The sequence below is a fragment of the Herbiconiux flava genome, from assembly GCF_013409865.1.
Taxonomy (GTDB): Bacteria; Actinomycetota; Actinomycetes; order Actinomycetales; family Microbacteriaceae; genus Herbiconiux; species Herbiconiux flava.
The window spans coordinates 3,769,824-3,786,626 of the sequence record NZ_JACCBM010000001.1; the positions used below are offsets into that span (position 1 = coordinate 3,769,824).

General features: G+C 69.1%; 15 protein-coding genes. 7 read left to right on the forward strand and 8 right to left on the reverse strand.

The features are described 5' to 3' along the window. Window positions 1-31: 31 nt before the first annotated feature. The 8 genes from BJ984_RS17995 to BJ984_RS18030 all read right to left on the reverse strand — a co-directional run bounded on the left by BJ984_RS17995 (window position 32) and on the right by BJ984_RS18030 (window position 9,603). On the reverse strand, window positions 32-1,324 hold the full coding sequence (locus BJ984_RS17995; RefSeq protein ID WP_179549179.1) for a thymidine phosphorylase: 1,293 nt from the start codon (window positions 1,322-1,324) through the stop codon (window positions 32-34). A 50-nt stretch (window positions 1,325-1,374) separates the two neighbouring features. Continuing rightward, window positions 1,375-1,803, reverse strand: a complete 429-nt coding sequence (locus BJ984_RS18000; RefSeq protein WP_179549180.1) for a cytidine deaminase — start codon at window positions 1,801-1,803, stop codon at window positions 1,375-1,377. Window positions 1,804-1,858: 55 nt separating this feature from the next. Further along, complete coding sequence (locus BJ984_RS18005) at window positions 1,859-3,100, reverse strand: ABC transporter permease (protein ID WP_246306870.1); 1,242 nt, start codon at window positions 3,098-3,100, stop codon at window positions 1,859-1,861. A gap of 86 nt (window positions 3,101-3,186) precedes the next feature. Continuing rightward, window positions 3,187-4,452 carry an ABC transporter permease gene (locus tag BJ984_RS18010; protein WP_373877379.1) on the reverse strand — a complete coding sequence of 422 codons (1,266 nt, stop codon included), beginning with the start codon at window positions 4,450-4,452 and terminating at the stop codon, window positions 3,187-3,189. Beyond that, entirely contained in the window at window positions 4,449-5,978 is a 1,530-nt protein-coding gene (locus BJ984_RS18015) for an ABC transporter ATP-binding protein (RefSeq protein ID WP_173182850.1), read from the reverse strand. The genes BJ984_RS18010 and BJ984_RS18015 overlap by 4 nt, the downstream gene beginning before the upstream one ends. Before the next feature lie 106 nt (window positions 5,979-6,084). Next, entirely contained in the window at window positions 6,085-7,179 is a 1,095-nt protein-coding gene (locus BJ984_RS18020; RefSeq protein ID WP_173182849.1) for a BMP family lipoprotein, read from the reverse strand. 193 nt (window positions 7,180-7,372) lie between these two features. Then, on the reverse strand, window positions 7,373-8,446 hold the full coding sequence (locus tag BJ984_RS18025) for a BMP family lipoprotein (RefSeq protein WP_173182848.1): 1,074 nt from the start codon (window positions 8,444-8,446) through the stop codon (window positions 7,373-7,375). A 35-nt stretch (window positions 8,447-8,481) separates the two neighbouring features. Next, entirely contained in the window at window positions 8,482-9,603 is a 1,122-nt protein-coding gene (locus BJ984_RS18030) for a mannose-1-phosphate guanylyltransferase (RefSeq protein WP_173182847.1), read from the reverse strand. 150 nt (window positions 9,604-9,753) lie between these two features. Here BJ984_RS18030 and BJ984_RS18035 point away from each other — a divergent pair, with 150 nt between their 5' ends. The 7 genes from BJ984_RS18035 (at window position 9,754) to BJ984_RS18065 (ending at window position 16,768) form a co-directional block, all read left to right on the forward strand. After that, window positions 9,754-10,905, forward strand: a complete 1,152-nt coding sequence (locus BJ984_RS18035) for a glycosyltransferase family 4 protein (protein WP_179549181.1) — start codon at window positions 9,754-9,756, stop codon at window positions 10,903-10,905. Window positions 10,906-11,127: 222 nt separating this feature from the next. Continuing rightward, complete coding sequence (sdhC, locus tag BJ984_RS18040; protein ID WP_179549182.1) at window positions 11,128-11,520, forward strand: succinate dehydrogenase, cytochrome b556 subunit; 393 nt, start codon at window positions 11,128-11,130, stop codon at window positions 11,518-11,520. After that, the gene (locus BJ984_RS18045) at window positions 11,520-11,969 is read left to right on the forward strand and encodes a succinate dehydrogenase hydrophobic membrane anchor subunit (RefSeq protein ID WP_179549183.1); all 450 of its coding nucleotides are present in this window, start codon (window positions 11,520-11,522) and stop codon (window positions 11,967-11,969) included. Before sdhC ends, BJ984_RS18045 begins: the two co-directional genes overlap by 1 nt. Window positions 11,970-11,985: 16 nt before the next feature. Continuing rightward, window positions 11,986-13,797: a succinate dehydrogenase flavoprotein subunit gene (gene sdhA / locus BJ984_RS18050; RefSeq protein ID WP_179549184.1), complete on the forward strand. Its 1,812-nt coding sequence runs from the start codon at window positions 11,986-11,988 to the stop codon at window positions 13,795-13,797. After that, window positions 13,797-14,564, forward strand: coding sequence for a succinate dehydrogenase iron-sulfur subunit (locus tag BJ984_RS18055; RefSeq protein WP_173182842.1), 768 nt, complete (start codon window positions 13,797-13,799; stop codon window positions 14,562-14,564). Before sdhA ends, BJ984_RS18055 begins: the two co-directional genes overlap by 1 nt. A 103-nt stretch (window positions 14,565-14,667) precedes the next feature. Then, window positions 14,668-15,870, forward strand: coding sequence for a YihY/virulence factor BrkB family protein (locus BJ984_RS18060; protein WP_179549185.1), 1,203 nt, complete (start codon window positions 14,668-14,670; stop codon window positions 15,868-15,870). Between the two features lie 61 nt (window positions 15,871-15,931). Further along, window positions 15,932-16,768 (forward strand): exodeoxyribonuclease III, encoded by an 837-nt coding sequence (locus BJ984_RS18065; RefSeq protein WP_179549186.1) that lies wholly within the window; start codon window positions 15,932-15,934, stop codon window positions 16,766-16,768. The last annotated feature ends 35 nt before the right edge of the window (window positions 16,769-16,803 follow it).

Here is a 16,803-nt window from a genome sequence, read left to right on the forward strand (position 1 = left end):
GTCGGGCCGAACTTCCGCGGAAACACGCGGATCAGCCGATGCGTTCGGCCACGAGCGGGTCGCCGGCGACGTAGTCGGACGCGTCCCCGATCTCCCACGCACCCTCCAGCGATTCCAGTGCCCGGGCGAACCGCGACGGCTCGTCGGCCGAGAGGGTGAAGATCGGCTGGCCCTCAACGACCGTGTCACCCGGCTTCACCAGGAGGTCGATCCCGGCAGCGTGCTGCACCGCATCCTGAGCCCGGGCCCGGCCGGCGCCGAGACGCCATGCGGCGATGCCGAAGGGCAGAGCATCCTGACGCAGCACAACACCCGAGCGGGGAGCCGAGACCGTGGTGGTCTCGCGGGCCACGGGGAGCGGCGCCGTCGGGTCGCCACCCTGGGCACGGATCACCCGGTTCCAGGTGTCCATGGCCCGGCCGTCGCGGAGCGCCTCGGCCACATCGGCGTCGGGCTGCCCGGCGAGCCGGAGCATCTCCGACGCCAGGGCGAGAGTGAGCTCGACCACGTCGGCAGGCCCTCCCCCGGCGAGCACCTCGACCGACTCGCGCACCTCGTTCGCGTTGCCGATCGCGAGACCGAGCGGCACGTTCATGTTCGTGAGCAGCGCAGTGGTGCGCACCCCGGCGTCGTTGCCGAGGTCGACCATGGTCTGCGCGAGCTCCCGGGAGCGGGCGATGTCCTGCATGAAGGCACCCGAGCCGAACTTCACGTCGAGCACGAGCGAATCGGTGCCCTCGGCGATCTTCTTCGACATGATCGACGAGGCGATCAGCGGGATGGCCTCGACCGTGCCCGTGATGTCCCGCAGGGCGTAGAGCTTCTTGTCCGCCGGGGCGAGACCCGACCCCGCGGCGCAGATGACCCCGCCCACGTCGCGCAGCTGATCGAACATCTCCTCGTTCGACAGGGACGCCCGCCAGCCCGGGATCGACTCGAGCTTGTCGAGCGTGCCCCCCGTGTGCCCGAGCCCGCGGCCCGAGAGCTGCGGCACCGCCACCCCGAAACTCGCGACCAGCGGCATCAGCGGAAGCGTGATCTTGTCGCCCACTCCCCCGGTCGAGTGCTTGTCGACCGTCGGCTTGCCGAGCCCCGAGAAGTCCATCCGCTCGCCCGAGGCGATCATCGCCAGGGTGAGGTCGCGGATCTCGTCCCGCGACATGCCGTTCAGCAGGATCGCCATCGCCAGTGCCGACATCTGCTCGTCGGCCACGTAGCCGCGGGTGTACGCGTCGATCAGCCAGTCGATCTGCGCGGTGGAGAGCGTTCCCCGGTCGCGCTTGGTGCGGATCAGATCGACGACGTCGTGGGCTTCGGTGGCCATGGTGATTCCTAACTCGGATGCTCGGCACTCCGCCGCGCGTGCGGAGACCGCTACTCGGCGAGCGACTCTTCGCGGTACTCGACGAGGGTGCGCGGCCCGAAGGCGTCGGGGATGACCTCGTCGATCGTCTTGATGCCCGAGACCGTCTCGAGCAGCATCCCCTCGGCCGAGTGCTCGAAGAGCAGCTGGCGGCAGCGGCCGCACGGCATCAGCGCGCCACCGTGCCCGTCGACGCAGGTGAAGGCGACGAGCTTGCCGCCGCCCGTCATGTGCAGCGTCGAGACCAGGGTGCACTCGGCGCAGAGCGTCAGGCCGTAGGACGCGTTCTCGACGTTGCAGCCCGAGATCACCCGGCCGTCGTCGACGATCGCGGCGACCCCGACGGGAAACTTCGAGTACGGCACGTAGGCCTTCTCCATCGCCTCGAGGGCGACGGCGCGCAGGGCGTCCCAGTCGATCTCGCTTCGGGCATCCGTCATCAGAATCTCCTCGGGAACAACGAACTCACGACCATCGAGCTCACGACCAACGGACTCACGAGCTGACGTACGGCTTGCCGGAGGCCGCCGGCCCCCGTACGCGCCCGACCAGGCCGGCGACCGCGAAGATCGTGACCACGTAGGGCAGCATCAACATGAACTCCGACGGCACCGGCGAACCGATGATGCCGAGCACGTTCTGCAGGTTCGACGCGAAGCCGAACAGCAGCGCCGCGAGGGTCGCCCGGATCGGGTCCCACCTGCCGAAGATCACCGCCGCGAGGGCGATGAAGCCCGCGCCCGCCGTCATCTCCTTGTTGAACGCACCCACCGAGCCGAGCGTGAAGTACGCCCCGCCGAGGCCCGCGATCGCACCGGCCAGCGACACGTTCCAGAAGCGCGTGCGGTTGACCTTGATGCCCACGGTGTCGGCGGCCTGAGGATGCTCGCCCACGGCCCGCACCCGCAGACCCCACTTGGTCTTGAAGAGGCTGTAGAACACCAGCGCGACCGCGATGTACATCAGGTAGACGACGATGGTCTGCCGGAACAGGGTCGGGCCGAGCACCGGGATCTCGGACAGCAGCGGGATCGGCAGCCGGTCGAAGCGCGGCGGCGAGTTCAGCAGATCGGGGTCGGCCGTCAGCACCTGCGAGTACAGGAACGACGTCAGACCCGTGACCAGCACGTTCAGCACGACGCCGACGATCACCTGGTCGACCAGGTACTTGATCGAGAACGCGGCGAGCACGAAGGACACCAGGGTGCCGGCGACGACCGCACCGATCAGGCCGATGAACGGGTTGCCCGTCACCGAGGCCACGACCGCCGAGACGAAGGCGCCGGCGAGCAGCTGGCCCTCGATCGCGACGTTGACGACACCGACACGCTCGGAGATGACGCCGCCGAGGGCACCGAAGATCAGCGGCACGCTGAGCGAGACGGTGCCGATCAGGAGGCCGGGCACCGGGATGGTCTGGCCCGCCGCGGCCCAGGTGAGGAACGCGATCAGGAACAGCACCGCGAACACGACCATGAGCCAGAGGCGCACCCGCCGCCCGGTCGCCACGAACCAGGCGGACAGGGCGGCCAGCAGCACGAGCGCGATCGAGATGACGAGGCCGGTCGCCCGGGTGGGCAGCACGACCTCGGGCAGCTGGATCAGGTCGGAGTCGGTCGAGAGCCGGAACGTCGAGGAGCCGTCGCGGCCGAACGCCACGAACAGGATCAACGCGCCGAGGGCGAAGATGCCGAACGCGATCGGCGCCTTCCAACTCTTCACCTGCACCGTGTTCAGGGCCTTGCCCGAGGTGTCGGGGTGGTTGTGCTCGGTGGGCGGGGCTCCCGCCGTCGAAGCCAGGTTGTTGGTCGAGACGTTCTCGCTCACTTGGCCGTCACCGCCTCACGGTTCGAAACAGCCGGGGCCTTGGGGGCCTTCGGCGTCTTGGGCTTGGACGGGTCGGGCAGGCGGAACACCGTACGGATCAGCGGCGGCGCCGCGATGAAGAGCACGATCAGAGACTGCACGACGAGCACGATGTCGATCGGGATGCCCTCCGAGGCCTGCATGGCGAAGCCGCCGGCCTTGAACGCTCCGAACAGGATGCCCGCCACGAAGATGCCCCACGGCTTGGACCGTCCGAGCAGCGCCACGGTGATGGCGTCGAAGCCGATGCCCGCGTCGATGCCGGAGCTGAAGCCGGTGGTCACCGTGCCGAGCACCTGCGAGACGCCGGCGAGGCCGATCAGGCCACCGGAGATGACCATGGCGTAGACGTACATGTTCTTGACGTTGATGCCGGCCACGCGCGCCGCGTTGGGGTTGATGCCGACGGCGCGGAACTTGAAGCCGAGCGACGACCGGTTCAGCAGCCACCAGACGAAGACGGTGGCGACGATGACCAGGATGAAGCCGAAGTGCAGGTTGAACTGCGGGCCGAGGAGATCGGGGAACACCGCGGTGCTGTCGATCGGCGGCGACTTCGGGTTGTTCGAGCCGGGCGCTTGGAGCACGGGGGTGCGCAGCAGGTAGGAGACCAGGTAGAACGCGACGTAGTTCAGCATGATCGTGATGATCACCTCGTGCGCTCCGGTGCGGGCCTTCAGCAGACCGGCGATGCCCGCCCAGATGCCGCCGCCGACCAGGCCGGCGATCACCGCGACGATCATGTGCAGGCCCCACGGCAGGTGCAGGGTGAAGCCCACCCAGCCGGCGCAGGCGGCGGCGATGAGCATCTGCCCGCGGCCACCGATGTTGAACATGCCGACGCGGAAGGCGAGGCCGACGCCGAGGCCGGCCGCGATCAGCGGGGTGGCGAAGGTGAGCGTCTCGGTGAGCGGCTTGATCTGCTGCACGAAGTCGTCGCGCTTGGGGTTGAACACCGCCCCCTGGAACAGCGAGACGTAGGCGCCGGAGACGGCTTTCCAGATCTCGGCGAAGGTGTCGCCGGGCCGGGCGAAGAAGTATCCCGCGGCCTTCTGCACGTTCTCGTCGGTGACGGCGATCAGGATGCCGCCCGCGATCATCGCCAGCACCACCGCGAGGATCGAGATCATCACGCTGCCGCCGATGATCTCGTTGAAGGTGGTGCGCCAGCGCGAGGGCGGCTCCGCCGCCGGGGCGGGCTTGGACAGGGTGGTGTCGCTCACGCGGCGGTTCCTTCCACGGTGATGTCGGCGGGGACCTCGCCCGCCATCATGAGGCCGAGCACGTCACGCGAGGTGGTGCCCGGCACGATGCCGACGATCGAGCCACGGTACATCACGGCGATGCGGTCGGCGAGCGCGACGACCTCGTCGAGCTCGGTCGAGACGACGATGACGGGGATGCCCTCGTCGCGGGTGGCGACGATGCGCTTGTGCACGAACTCGATCGAGCCGACGTCGATGCCCCGGGTGGGCTGGGCGGCCACGAACAGGCGCAGGTCGCGGCTGAGCTCGCGGGCGAGCACCACCTTCTGCTGGTTTCCGCCGGAGAGGCGTCCGACCTCGGTGTCGATGCCCTGCGAGCGCACGTCGAACTCCTTCGACTTCTCTTCCGCGAAGGTGCGCAGGTAGTTCAGCTGCAGCCCGCCCGCCTTGACGAAGGGCTCGCCCTCCGAGCGGTCGAGCATGAGGTTCTCGGCGATGGTGAACTCGCCGACGAGCCCGTCCTCCTTGCGGTCCTCCGGCACGAAGCCGACGCCGGAGTCGAGCACCTTGCGCACGCTCATGCCGCGGAGGCTCCGGCCGTCGAGCGAGACGTCGCCGGTCACCCTGTCCTGCAGGCCGAGGAGCGCCTCGGTCAGCTCGGTCTGGCCGTTGCCCTGAACGCCGGCGATGGCGAGGATCTCGCCCGCCTTGACGTCGAACGAGACCTTGTCGACGACGACCTGGCCGCGGGGGTCGACCACCGAGAGGTTCTCGACCACGAGCGCCGGGGCCCCGGGGGTCGCGGGGTCTTTGTGCACGGTCAGCTCGACCGCGCGGCCGACCATCAGCGAGGCGAGCTCGGCGTTCGTCGCGGTGGGCGAGGCCTCGCCGACGACCTTGCCGAGGCGGATGACCGTGATGCGGTCGGCGACCTCGCGCACCTCACGCAGCTTGTGGGTGATGAAGACGATGGAGGTGCCGCGCTCTTTCAGCAGACGCATGATCTGCATCAGCTCGTCGGTCTCCTGCGGGGTGAGCACGGCGGTGGGCTCGTCGAACACGAGCACCTTCGCGTCGCGGGAGAGCGCCTTGATGATCTCGACGCGCTGCTGCACGCCGACGGGCAGGTCGTCGACCAGCGCATCCGGATCGACGTCGAAGCCGAAGCGGTCGCTGATCTCGCGCACGCGCTTGCGGGCGGCGGCGAGGTCGAGCCGGCCGGCGAAACCGGTCTGCTCGTGGCCGAGCATGACGTTCTCGGCGACGGTGAAGACGGGGATGAGCATGAAGTGCTGGTGCACCATGCCGATGCCGGCGCCCATCGCGTCGCCCGGGCCGGAGAAGTGCTGGACCACGTCGTCGAGCACGATCTCGCCCTCGTCGGCCTGGTAGAGGCCGTAGAGCACGTTCATCAGGGTGGACTTGCCGGCGCCGTTCTCTCCGAGGAGGCAGTGGATCTCGCCCGGCTCGACCGTGAGGTCGATGTGGTCGTTGGCAGTGAGGGCACCGAAACGTTTCGTGATGCCCCGGAGTTCGAGCTTCATGGAATCAATCTACCTACTCCCCGAAGGGCATCCGTTAAGTGGAGCGGTCGGGGGGACCAGCGTGCTGGTCCCCCCGACCGGGTCGCGTTCGGAGAACGCGGAGGAGCTACTCGGCCGACGCCGGGGTCGAGGGCGACTCGACCTCGATGGAGCCGTTGATGATGCTCTCCTTGATGGTGTCGAGCTCACCCTGCAGGTCGGGCGAGACCTTGCTCTCGAAGTCGTGGAACGGAGCGATGTCCACGCCCTGGTTCTCGAGCGTGCCCACGAACGGGGTGGCGTCGAAGTCGCCGGCGGCGGCGGTGTCGACCACGTCGACCACACCGGCCTTGACGCCCTTCAGCACCGAGGTGAGGAAGAGGTCCTTCAGGTCGGGAGCCGTCTCGTAGTTGTCGGAGTCGACACCTACCAGGGCGACCTCCTTGCCGGAGTCGCGGATCGCCTCACCGGCGGAGAGGAAGATCGGGCCACCCACGGGCAGGATGACGTCGGCGTTCTGGTCGATCAGACCCTGCGCCGCCGTCTTGGCCTCGACACCGGCGGCGAAGCCACCGGTGAACGAGCCGGTCTGGCCCGCGACGTCCCAGCCGATGGCCTTGACGGAGGTGCCCTTCTGCTCGTTGTAGTAGTTCACGCCGTCGACGAAGCCGTCCATGAAGATGGTGACCGACGGGATCTGCAGGCCACCGAAGGTGCCGACGGTGCCGGTCTTCGAGTAGCTCGCCGAGGCGTAGCCGGCGAGGAACGCGGCCTGCGCGGTGTCGAAGACGATCGGCTTGACGTTGTCGGCGTCGATCGAGGAGTCGTCGATGATCGAGAACTGGGTGTCGGGGTTCGCCTCGGCGGCGGCCTTGGTGGCGTCGGCGAGGAGGAAGCCGACCGAGATGATCAGGTTGCAGTCCTGCGAGATGAGGTTGTCGATGTTCGGCGCGAAGTCGGTGTCGGCCGCGGACTCGACGGTGACGGGCTCGACGCCGAGCTTGTCGGCCGCCTCGGTGATGCCCTCGTAGCCGGCCTGGTTGAACGACTTGTCGTCGAACCCGCCCGAGTCGGAGACCATGCAGGGGATGAAGTCGCTGGCGGCGTCGCCGCCCGACGTCGATGCGGTGTCCGACGGAGCGGACGCGCAGCCGGCGAGAAGGGCTGCCACGCCCAGCGTGGCGAAGCCGGCCACTCCGGCGCGGCGCAGGTTGATGCTCAAGATGTCCTCCAAGATGCTGCCCTGCCAAGACGCGCAGGGGCTGTGTGGGACTACACGTTACCGAAAGTCACGGGCCCCGACAGGGGCAACCGCATGTTCGGGGCGCAAGCGTTACAAAGCCGCGATCACGCCGAAATGTCCCCGAAATGTCCAGGGCCCGCCGCTGAGACGCAGCGGCGGCGCTGCCCGGGCGTCAGGGGGCCGACGGGGAGTCGACGACGACGGTTCCGGCCACGATCTGGGCTTTCAGATCGTCGATCTCGGCGGCCAGCTCGGCGGGCACCGACGACTCGAGGTCGTGGAAGGGCGCGAGCGCCACTCCCCCGTTCTCGAGCGTGCCGACGAACGGCTCCGGGCTGAAGTCGCCGTCGATGTCGTCGCCGACGATCTCGACCACGGCGTCGCCGGTGTTCTTCAGCACGCTGGTGAGCAGGATCGGCTTGTACTCGGCCGGCAGGGTGTCGTAGCCGTCGTTGTCGACCCAGATGAGTGAGACGCCGCCCGCCTCCGAGGCGGCCGAGGCGGCCCCCTCGCCGACCTGGCCGGCCACGGGGAGGATCACGTCGGCGCCCTGGTCGATGAAGCCCTGGGTGACGGTCTTGCCCTTGTTGATGTCCTCGAAGTCGCCGGTGAAGACGCCGTCCTGCGACGCCTTGTCCCAGCCGAGCGCCTGCACCTGCGTGCCGTGCACCTCGTTGTACTTCGCGACGCCGTCGACGAAACCGTCCATGAACAGGGTGACCGGCGGCTGGTTGCCGCCGCCGAAGGTCGCGACCTTGCCGGTCTTCGAGACGCCGGCGGCGAGGTAGCCCGCCAGGTACGACGCCTGTGCGGTGTCGAACAGGATCGGCTTCACGTTCGGGGCGTCGACGGTCTCGTCGACGATGGCGAAGTGGGTGTCCGGGCTGCCGCCCGCCTCGGCGAGGGTGGCGTCGGCGAGCTCGTAGCCCACGGTGAGCACGAACGCGCATCCGCTCTGAACCGCCTGGGTCACGTTGGGCGCGAGATCGGTCTCGCCGGTGGAGACGAGCACCTGGGCGTCGATGCCGTACTCCTGCTGGGCCTTCTCGAGGCCCTCCCAGCTGGACTGGTTGAAGGAGCGGTCGTCGAGGCCGCCCGAGTTCGTGACCATGCGGGCGCAGTAGTCGCTCGACGCGGCGGTCGAGGTGCCGCCGCCGGTCGAGGACGGCGCCTCGGCGCAGCCGGCGAGGGCGAGGGCGAGCACGCCGGCGACGACGCCGGTGCGGACGAGGGCTGTGGTTCTCATGGTCGGACTCCTAGGGCACCGGGTGGGAGGGAAGGTCAGAGCACGTCGCCGGAGCCGCCGGCCCGGAGCGCGTCGACGACCGACTTGACCCGCTGGGCGTGCTCGCTGGTGGTCACCAGCAGCGCATCCGGGGTGTCGACGACGACGATGTCGCGCACGCCGATCAGGCTGATCACGCGCTTGGACTGCGACACGACGATGCCGCTGGACGAGTCGGCCAGCACGCGGGCGTTCTTGCCGAGGATGGCGAGATCGGTGCCCCGGCCCGAGCTGTGCAGCTTGGCGATCGAGGCGAAGTCGCCCACGTCGTCCCAGTCGAAGTCGCTCGGGATGACGGCGAGCGCACCGGCGGCGGCGGCCGGCTCGGCGACCGAGTAGTCGATGGCGATCTTCTTCAGCGTCGGCCAGACCCGGTCGACGACCTCGCCACGGCGCGGGGTGTCCCAGGCCTCGGCGAGCTCGAGCACGCCCGCGAGCAGCTCGGGCTCGGATGCGCCCAGGTGCTCGAGCAGCTTGTCGGCCCTGGCGATGAACATGCCGGCGTTCCACAGGTAGTTGCCCGCCTTCAGGTACCGCTTGGCGGTCGGCAGATCGGGCTTCTCGACGAAGTGGTCGACCTTGAGTGCAGCCGGCGCCCCCTCGATCTCGAGCGAGCCGAGGCAGCGGATGTAGCCGAAGCCGACGGCCGGGTCGGTGGGGGTGATGCCGATGGTGGCGATGTAGCCGGCGTCGGCCACCTGCACGGCCTGCGCGACGGCGGCGCGGAAGCGCTGCGGGTTCGTGATGACGTGGTCGGCGGCGAACGAGCCGATGATGACGCCCGGCTCCCGCTTCTCGAGGATGGCGGCGGCGAGGCAGATGGCGGCGGTCGAGTCGCGCGGCTCCGACTCGAGCACCACGTTGCTGTCCTCCAGGGTCGGCAGCTGCTCCTCGACGGCGGCGCGGTGCGCGCGGCCGGTGACGACCATGATGCGCTGCTCCCCCGAGAGCGGCGCCAGGCGGTCCCACGTGTCGCGCAGGAGGCTCTGGCCCGAGCCGCTCAGATCGTGCAGGAACTTGGGGGCGTCCGCCCGCGACAGGGGCCAGAGCCGTGAGCCGATCCCGCCGGCGGGGATCACGCTGTAGAGCCGGTCGAGCGCTGGTGACGATGAGTTCATGAGGCACAGCCTATACAGCGGCCGGGAGGGGCCATCGGATGCTCACCCCGGGGCCACGGGGAGGCCACTGCCGCGACACCGGCGGTCCACCTGCCCTCCGTAGCGTCGGCGACGTGGCCGGTCGGCCCCACGGCACTGCGGAGGCATGTCATGCGAGTTGCGATCATCAGCGAGAGCTTTCTCCCCACCGTCAACGGAGTCACGAACAGCGTCTGCAAGGTGCTCGACCATCTCGCGGCGAACGGTCACGACGCGATCGTCATCGCGCCGGCCGCCGGCTCCCCCTCTCACTACAAGGGCTTCCGCGTGCACGAGGTGCCGGCGGTGGCGTACCGGCAGTTCCCGGTGGGGATGCCGAGCGTCCAGGTCGCCCGGCTGATCGCCGGTTTCGAGCCGGACGTGCTGCACGCGGCGTCCCCGTTCCTGCTGGGCGCCCAGGGCATCGCCTCGGCGAACCGGCTGGGCATCCCCTCGGTGGCCGTCTTCCAGACGGACGTCGCGGGCTACGCGCGGCGCAACCGGCTGGGATCGGCGTCGAAGCTCGCCTGGCGGGTGGTGAAGTGGATCCACGACGGCGCCGACCGCACACTCGTGCCCTCGAGCGCCTCGCAGCACGACCTCGAGCGGGCGGGCGTCCCCCGGCTCGCCCGGTGGGGCCGGGGCGTCGACCTCGAGCGCTACCACCCGAACAACCGGATGCGCCCCACCGCGCAGGCCCTCTCGGCCCTGCTCTCCCGCGGCGGTCAGGACGCGGTGGTGGGCTACGTCGGCCGCATCGCGCCCGAGAAGGGTCTCGAACGCCTCGCCGCGCTGCGCGGGATGCCGGGCCTCCACCTCGCGATCGTCGGGGACGGGCCGAGCGACCAGCGCATCCGCCACCTGCTGCACGGGATGCCGGCGACCTTCCTCGGCCGGCTCTCGGGCGCCGACCTCGCCGACGCCTACGCCGCCTTCGACGCCTTCGTGCACACCGGCACCGAGGAGACCTTCGGCCAGACCCTGCAGGAGGCGCACGCCGCGGGACTCCCGGTGGTCGCCCCGGCGGCCGGCGGCCCGATCGACCTCGTGCGGCACGGCGAGGACGGCTACCTCTTCGACCCCGACGACCCGCGCGATCTGCGGATGCGCGTGGGCTCCCTCGTGGCCGACCCGGCGCTCCGGCGCCGGATGGGCGAGGCCGGCCGTCGCGCCGTGATCGGCACCTCGTGGGCGTCGGTCTGCGACGAGCTGCTCGGGCACTACCGGTCCGTGATGGGCGCCAAGGTGGCGGTGAAGCGCACTCGCGTCGGCTCACACGCTTGAATACAGGGGGGTATTCGCGGGGCGTTTCTCCGCGTGCTGGTGCGGGACGCGCATCCGGCCCGCCCTGTATACAACTAAGGCCCGCCTAATACCCGTTACCGCCGAAACGCGCATAGACTGTGAGCGGTCGACGGCCGGTTCCGCAGCATTCGCGAGCGGGCGGTCCCGGCCCCGACTGAAGCCAAGGAGGGTTAGTCCGTGGCCATAAATACGGCAGGGACGATGACACCGAAGCGGCCGGCCGGCACTCTCTACCGCGGCCGTGAAGGCATGTGGTCCTGGGTGCTGCACCGCATCACGGGTGTCGCGATTTTCTTCTTCCTACTCGTGCACATCCTGGACACCTCGATGGTGAGGATCTCCCCCGAGGCCTACAACGCGGTCATCTCGACCTACCAGAACCCGATCATGGGCCTGGGCGAGACGGCGCTCGTCGCCGCCATCGTGTACCACGCGTTCAACGGCATCCGGATCATCCTGATCGACCTGTGGTCCAAGGGCGCGAAGTACCAGCGCATCATGTTCTGGGTGGTGATCGGCCTCTGGGTCGTCACGATGCTCGGCTTCGCGCCGCGCCACCTGATCAACGTGTTCAGCCATGTCGGAGGTGCCTGATGGCCACGACCATCGAATCCCCCCGCGCCCCGCACACCGTCCGCCGCAGCCGCGGCGTGAACTGGGAGAAGTGGGGCTGGATCTACATGCGTGCCTCGGGCGTCGTGCTGCTGGTGCTGATCTTCGGCCACCTGTTCGTGAACCTCCTCGTGGGCGACGGCATCAAGGCGATCGACTTCGCCTTCGTCGGCGGCAAGTGGAGCGACCCGTTCTGGCAGGTCTGGGACACGCTGATGCTCTGGCTCGCTATGATCCACGGCGGCAACGGCATGCGCACGATCGTGAACGACTACGCGACCAAGGCCGTCACCCGCAAGGTGCTGCTCGGCGCGATCCTCGTGGCTGTCGTGGCCATGATCGTGCTCGGCACCCTGGTGGTCTACACCTTCGACCCGTGCCCCGTCGGCTCGCCGGCGGACCTGCTGCCGTCGTTCTGCGCGACCCGATAACCCCTCCGACCCCGGAATGAGCTCCTCCGTGACCCAGTACGAAGACGGCGCCGTCGTGGACGGCGTGCACTACCACCAGTTCGACATCGTGATCGTCGGCGCCGGCGGCGCCGGCATGCGGGCGGCCATCGAGGCCGGCCCCAAGGCCAAGACGGCCGTGATCTCGAAGCTCTACCCGACGCGTTCCCACACGGGTGCGGCACAGGGCGGCATGGCCGCCGCCCTCGCGAACGTCGAGGAGGACAACTGGGAGTGGCACACCTTCGACACCGTCAAGGGCGGTGACTACCTGGTCGACCAGGATGCCGCCGAGATCCTCGCGAAGGAGGCCATCGACGCGGTCATCGACCTCGAGAACATGGGCCTGCCGTTCAACCGCACCCCCGAGGGCAAGATCGACCAGCGGCGTTTCGGCGGCCACACCCGCGACCACGGCAAGGCCCCCGTTCGCCGGGCCTGCTACGCGGCCGACCGCACCGGCCACATGATCCTGCAGACGCTGTTCCAGAACTGCGTCAAGCTCGGCATCAACTTCTTCAACGAGTACTACGTGCTCGACCTGGTGATGACGAAGGTGGACGGGGTCGACAAGCCCTCGGGCGTCGTGGCCTTCGAGCTCTCGACCGGCGAGATCCACGTCTTCCAGGCGAAGGCGGTCATCTTCGCCACCGGCGGCTTCGGCAAGATCTACAAGACGACCTCGAACGCCCACACCCTCACCGGTGACGGCGTCGGCATCATCTGGCGGAAGGGCCTGCCGCTGGAGGACATGGAGTTCTTCCAGTTCCACCCCACGGGCCTCGCCGGGCTCGGCATCCTCCTCACCGAGGGAGCGCGAGGCGAGGGAGCGATCCTCCGCAACGCCTCGGGCGAGCGCTTCATGGAGCGCTACGCCCCAACGATCAAAGACCTGGCGCCCCGCGACATCGTCGCGCGGTGCATGGTGCAGGAGGTGGCCGAGGGCCGCGGCGCCGGCCCGCACAAGGACTACGTGCTGCTGGACTGCACCCACCTCGGCGCCGAGGTGCTCGAGACGAAGCTGCCCGACATCACCGAGTTCGCGCGCACCTACCTCGGTGTCGACCCCGTCGTCGAGCCGGTGCCCGTCATGCCGACGGCCCACTACGCGATGGGCGGCATCCCGACGAACATCAAGGCCGAGGTGCTGAGCGACAACGACACCGTCGTGCCCGGCCTCTACGCCGCCGGCGAGTGCGCCTGCGTCTCGGTGCACGGCTCGAACCGTCTCGGCACCAACTCGCTCCTGGACATCAACGTGTTCGGCAAGCGCTCGGGCAACAACGCGGCCGACTACGTGCAGACCGTCGACTTCACTCCCCTGCCCGAGAACCCGGCGGCGGCCATCGTGTCGCTGGTGGCGTCGCTCCGCAGCGGAACGGGCACCGAGCGCATCTCCGCCATCCGCAAGGAGCTGCAGGACGAGATGGACAAGAACGCTCAGGTGTTCCGCACCGACGAGTCGCTGGCCTCCGTGACGGCGACCATCCACCGCCTGCGCGACCGCTACCGGAACATCCAGGTGCAGGACAAGGGCAAGCGGTTCAACACCGACCTGCTCGAGGCGATCGAGCTCGGCTTCCTGCTCGACCTGGCCGAGGTCGTCGTGTACTCGGCGCGCAACCGCCAGGAGAGCCGCGGCGGGCACATGCGGGACGACTACCCCAAGCGCGACGACGAGACCTACATGAAGCACACCATGGCGTACCTCTCGGGAGACCCCCACTCGAGCGATGCCGCCGATCACATCCGGCTCGACTGGAAGCCCGTCGTCGTGACGCGCTACCAGCCGATGGAGAGGAAGTACTGATGACACTCGTAGCCGACGCACCCGCATCGGGCCCCGCGCCCGAGGCGCCGATCGAGGCCTTCACCGTCACCCTGATCATCCGCCGCTTCGACCCCGACGTCGACGACGAGCCGCGCTGGCAGGACTTCGACGTGCAGATGTTCGCGACCGACCGCATCCTCGACGCGCTGCACAAGATCAAGTGGGAGCAGGACGGGTCGCTGACCTTCCGCCGCTCCTGCGCCCACGGCATCTGCGGCTCGGATGCGATGCGCATCAACGGCCGCAACCGCCTGGCCTGCAAGACGCTGATCAAAGACCTCGACATCACCAAGCCCATCTATGTGGAGGCCATCAAGGGCCTGCCGCTCGAGAAGGACCTGATCGTCGACATGGAGCCGTTCTTCGCCTCCTACCGCGAGGTGCAGCCGTTCCTGCAGTCGGCCACGGAGCCGCCGAAGGACAAGGAGCGCATCCAGTCGGTCGCCGACCGCGCCCGCTTCGACGACACGACCAAGTGCATCCTCTGCGCCGCGTGCACCTCGTCGTGCCCGGTGTTCTGGACCGACGGACAGTACTTCGGCCCGGCCGCGATCGTGAACGCGCACCGCTTCATCTTCGACTCGCGCGACGAGGCGGCCTCGACCCGCCTCGACATCCTGAACGACAAGGAGGGCGTGTGGCGCTGCCGCACGACCTTCAACTGCACCGATGCGTGCCCGCGCGGCATCCAGGTGACGCAGGCGATCGCCGAGGTCAAGCAGGCGATCATGCGGGGCAAGCCGTAGGGCCTGTTCCACCGCAGCCGTCGAAGCCGCTCGCCCTCAGGGGCGGGCGGCTTCGCTGCGTCCGGGGCGGGCGACTTCGACGTCTCCGTGTCAGGCTGAGCGCATGAGCGAGAAGCGTGCGGGCGAAGCGGCGAACACCGCTGTCAAGGACGACCGGGCGACCACGAAGACCGACACCGTGGGCAAGCCGGCGGTCGAGATCGACGAGAAGCCCGTCGACGACACGCCCCCCACCGGGATCGCCGCGCTGATCGCCAAGGTCATGGCGCTGAAGCCCGTTCGGGTCTTCCTGCGGTTCGGCTCCTCGGGCGGCGAGATCATGGCGTCGGGGATGTCGTTCCAGGCCGTCTTCGCGATCTTCGCCGGGATCTGGGTCGGCTTCTCGATCTTCGGGATCGTGCTGGCGGGCAACCAGGACCTGATGGACGCGGTGGTCGCGCAGCTGAGCAACGCCATCCCCGGCCTGATCGGTGAGGACGGCGCCATCGATCCGAAGGCGCTCTCCGAGGCGCGCATCCTGGGCTGGACCGGCGCCATCGCCCTGGTCGGCCTCGTGCTCACCGCGGTCGGCTGGCTGGCCTCGACCCGCGACTCGATCCGCCGGCTGTTCAAGCTCGACCCGCCGACGACCAACCCGGTGCTGCTGAAGCTCAAGGACTTCGGACTCGCGCTGGCGTTCGGCGTCGCGATCATCCTCTCCTCGGCCGTCAGCCTGATCAGCAACCAGGGGCTCTCGCTCGCGTTCGACCTGCTCGGTATCGACACCCGCTCGCCGTTCGCGGCCGTCGCCGGCTGGCTCGTCGGGGTGCTCGTGGTGTTCGTCTTCGACAGCCTCGTATTGGCAGCGGCGTTCCGGGTGCTGTCGGGGGTGAAGATCCCACGACGACGCCTGCTCGCCGGAGCGGCGATCGGCGGGGCCGCACTCGGTGTGCTGAAGATCCTCGGCAGCCAGCTGCTGGGCGGCGCCACCAGCAACCCGCTGCTCGCGTCGTTCGCCGTGATCATCGGCATCATGATCTTCCTGAACCTGGTCTGCCGCGTCATCCTGATCTCGGCCACCTGGATCGCCGTCGGGATGGAGGACGCCGGGCTCGACCCGCGGGCCCTCACCCCCGAGCAGCTCGAGGTCGAGCGGCAGAAGCGGGTCGCCGCAGCGCGGGACACCCTCGTGTCGGCGGAGCGGGAGCGGCTGCAGAACCAGCTCGAGACGGTGCACGGTCTGGCCCGGCGCCGGGTGCGCAAGCGGATCGAGCGACTCGACGAACTCGATCACGCCGAGGCCGTGAAGCTGGTCGAGAAGCGCTGAGGGATGCGCGCCTGCCGACCCTCGGCGGAGCGCTGTCGGAGGCCGCCGGTACAGTAGGAGCATGCCCACGAAGCCCCTCAGACTCGCCTCGGTCAACGTCAACGGCGTGCGCGCCGCCTTCCGCAACGGCATGGGCGCCTGGCTCGACGGGCGCGACGTCGACATCCTCGCGCTGCAGGAGGTGCGGGCCGAGACGAGCGACCTCGAGAAGCTCCTCGGGCCCGACTGGAACATCGTGCACGACCCCGCCACGGCGAAGGGCCGCGCGGGCGTCGCCATCGCGAGCCGCGACCGGGCGAACATCCACCGCGTCACCTTCGGGGCCGACGACTTCGACAGCGCGGGCCGCTGGCTCGAGGCCGACTACGAGTGGGGAGACAAGGTCGTCACCGTCGTCTCGGCCTACGTGCACTCGGGTGAGGCCGGAACCGAGAAGCAGGTCGAGAAGTACAAGTTCCTCGACGGGATGCTCGAGCACCTGCCCGCGCTGCAGAAGCACAACCCTCTCGCCGTCGTCGTCGGCGACCTCAACGTCGGTCACCGCACGCTCGACATCCGCAACTGGAAGGGCAACGTGAAGCGGGCCGGCTTCCTGCTCGAGGAGCGGGCCTACTTCGACCGCTTCGTGGGCGCCGAGGGCGACCCCGATTACAACGCCGGCGCCGGGCTCGGCTGGGTCGACCTCGGGCGCCGCTTCGCGGGCGAGGTCGAGGGGCCGTACACCTGGTGGTCGCAGCGCGGCCGGGCCTTCGACAACGACACGGGGTGGCGCATCGACTACCAGTTGGCCACGCCCGAGCTCGCCGCCACGGCCACGTCGCTGACCATCGACCGGGCACCCACGCACGCCGAGCGCTGGAGCGATCACGCCCCGGTCGTCGTCGACTACGCGCTGTGACGCACGCCACTCCCTCACGCCACTCCCTCACGCTT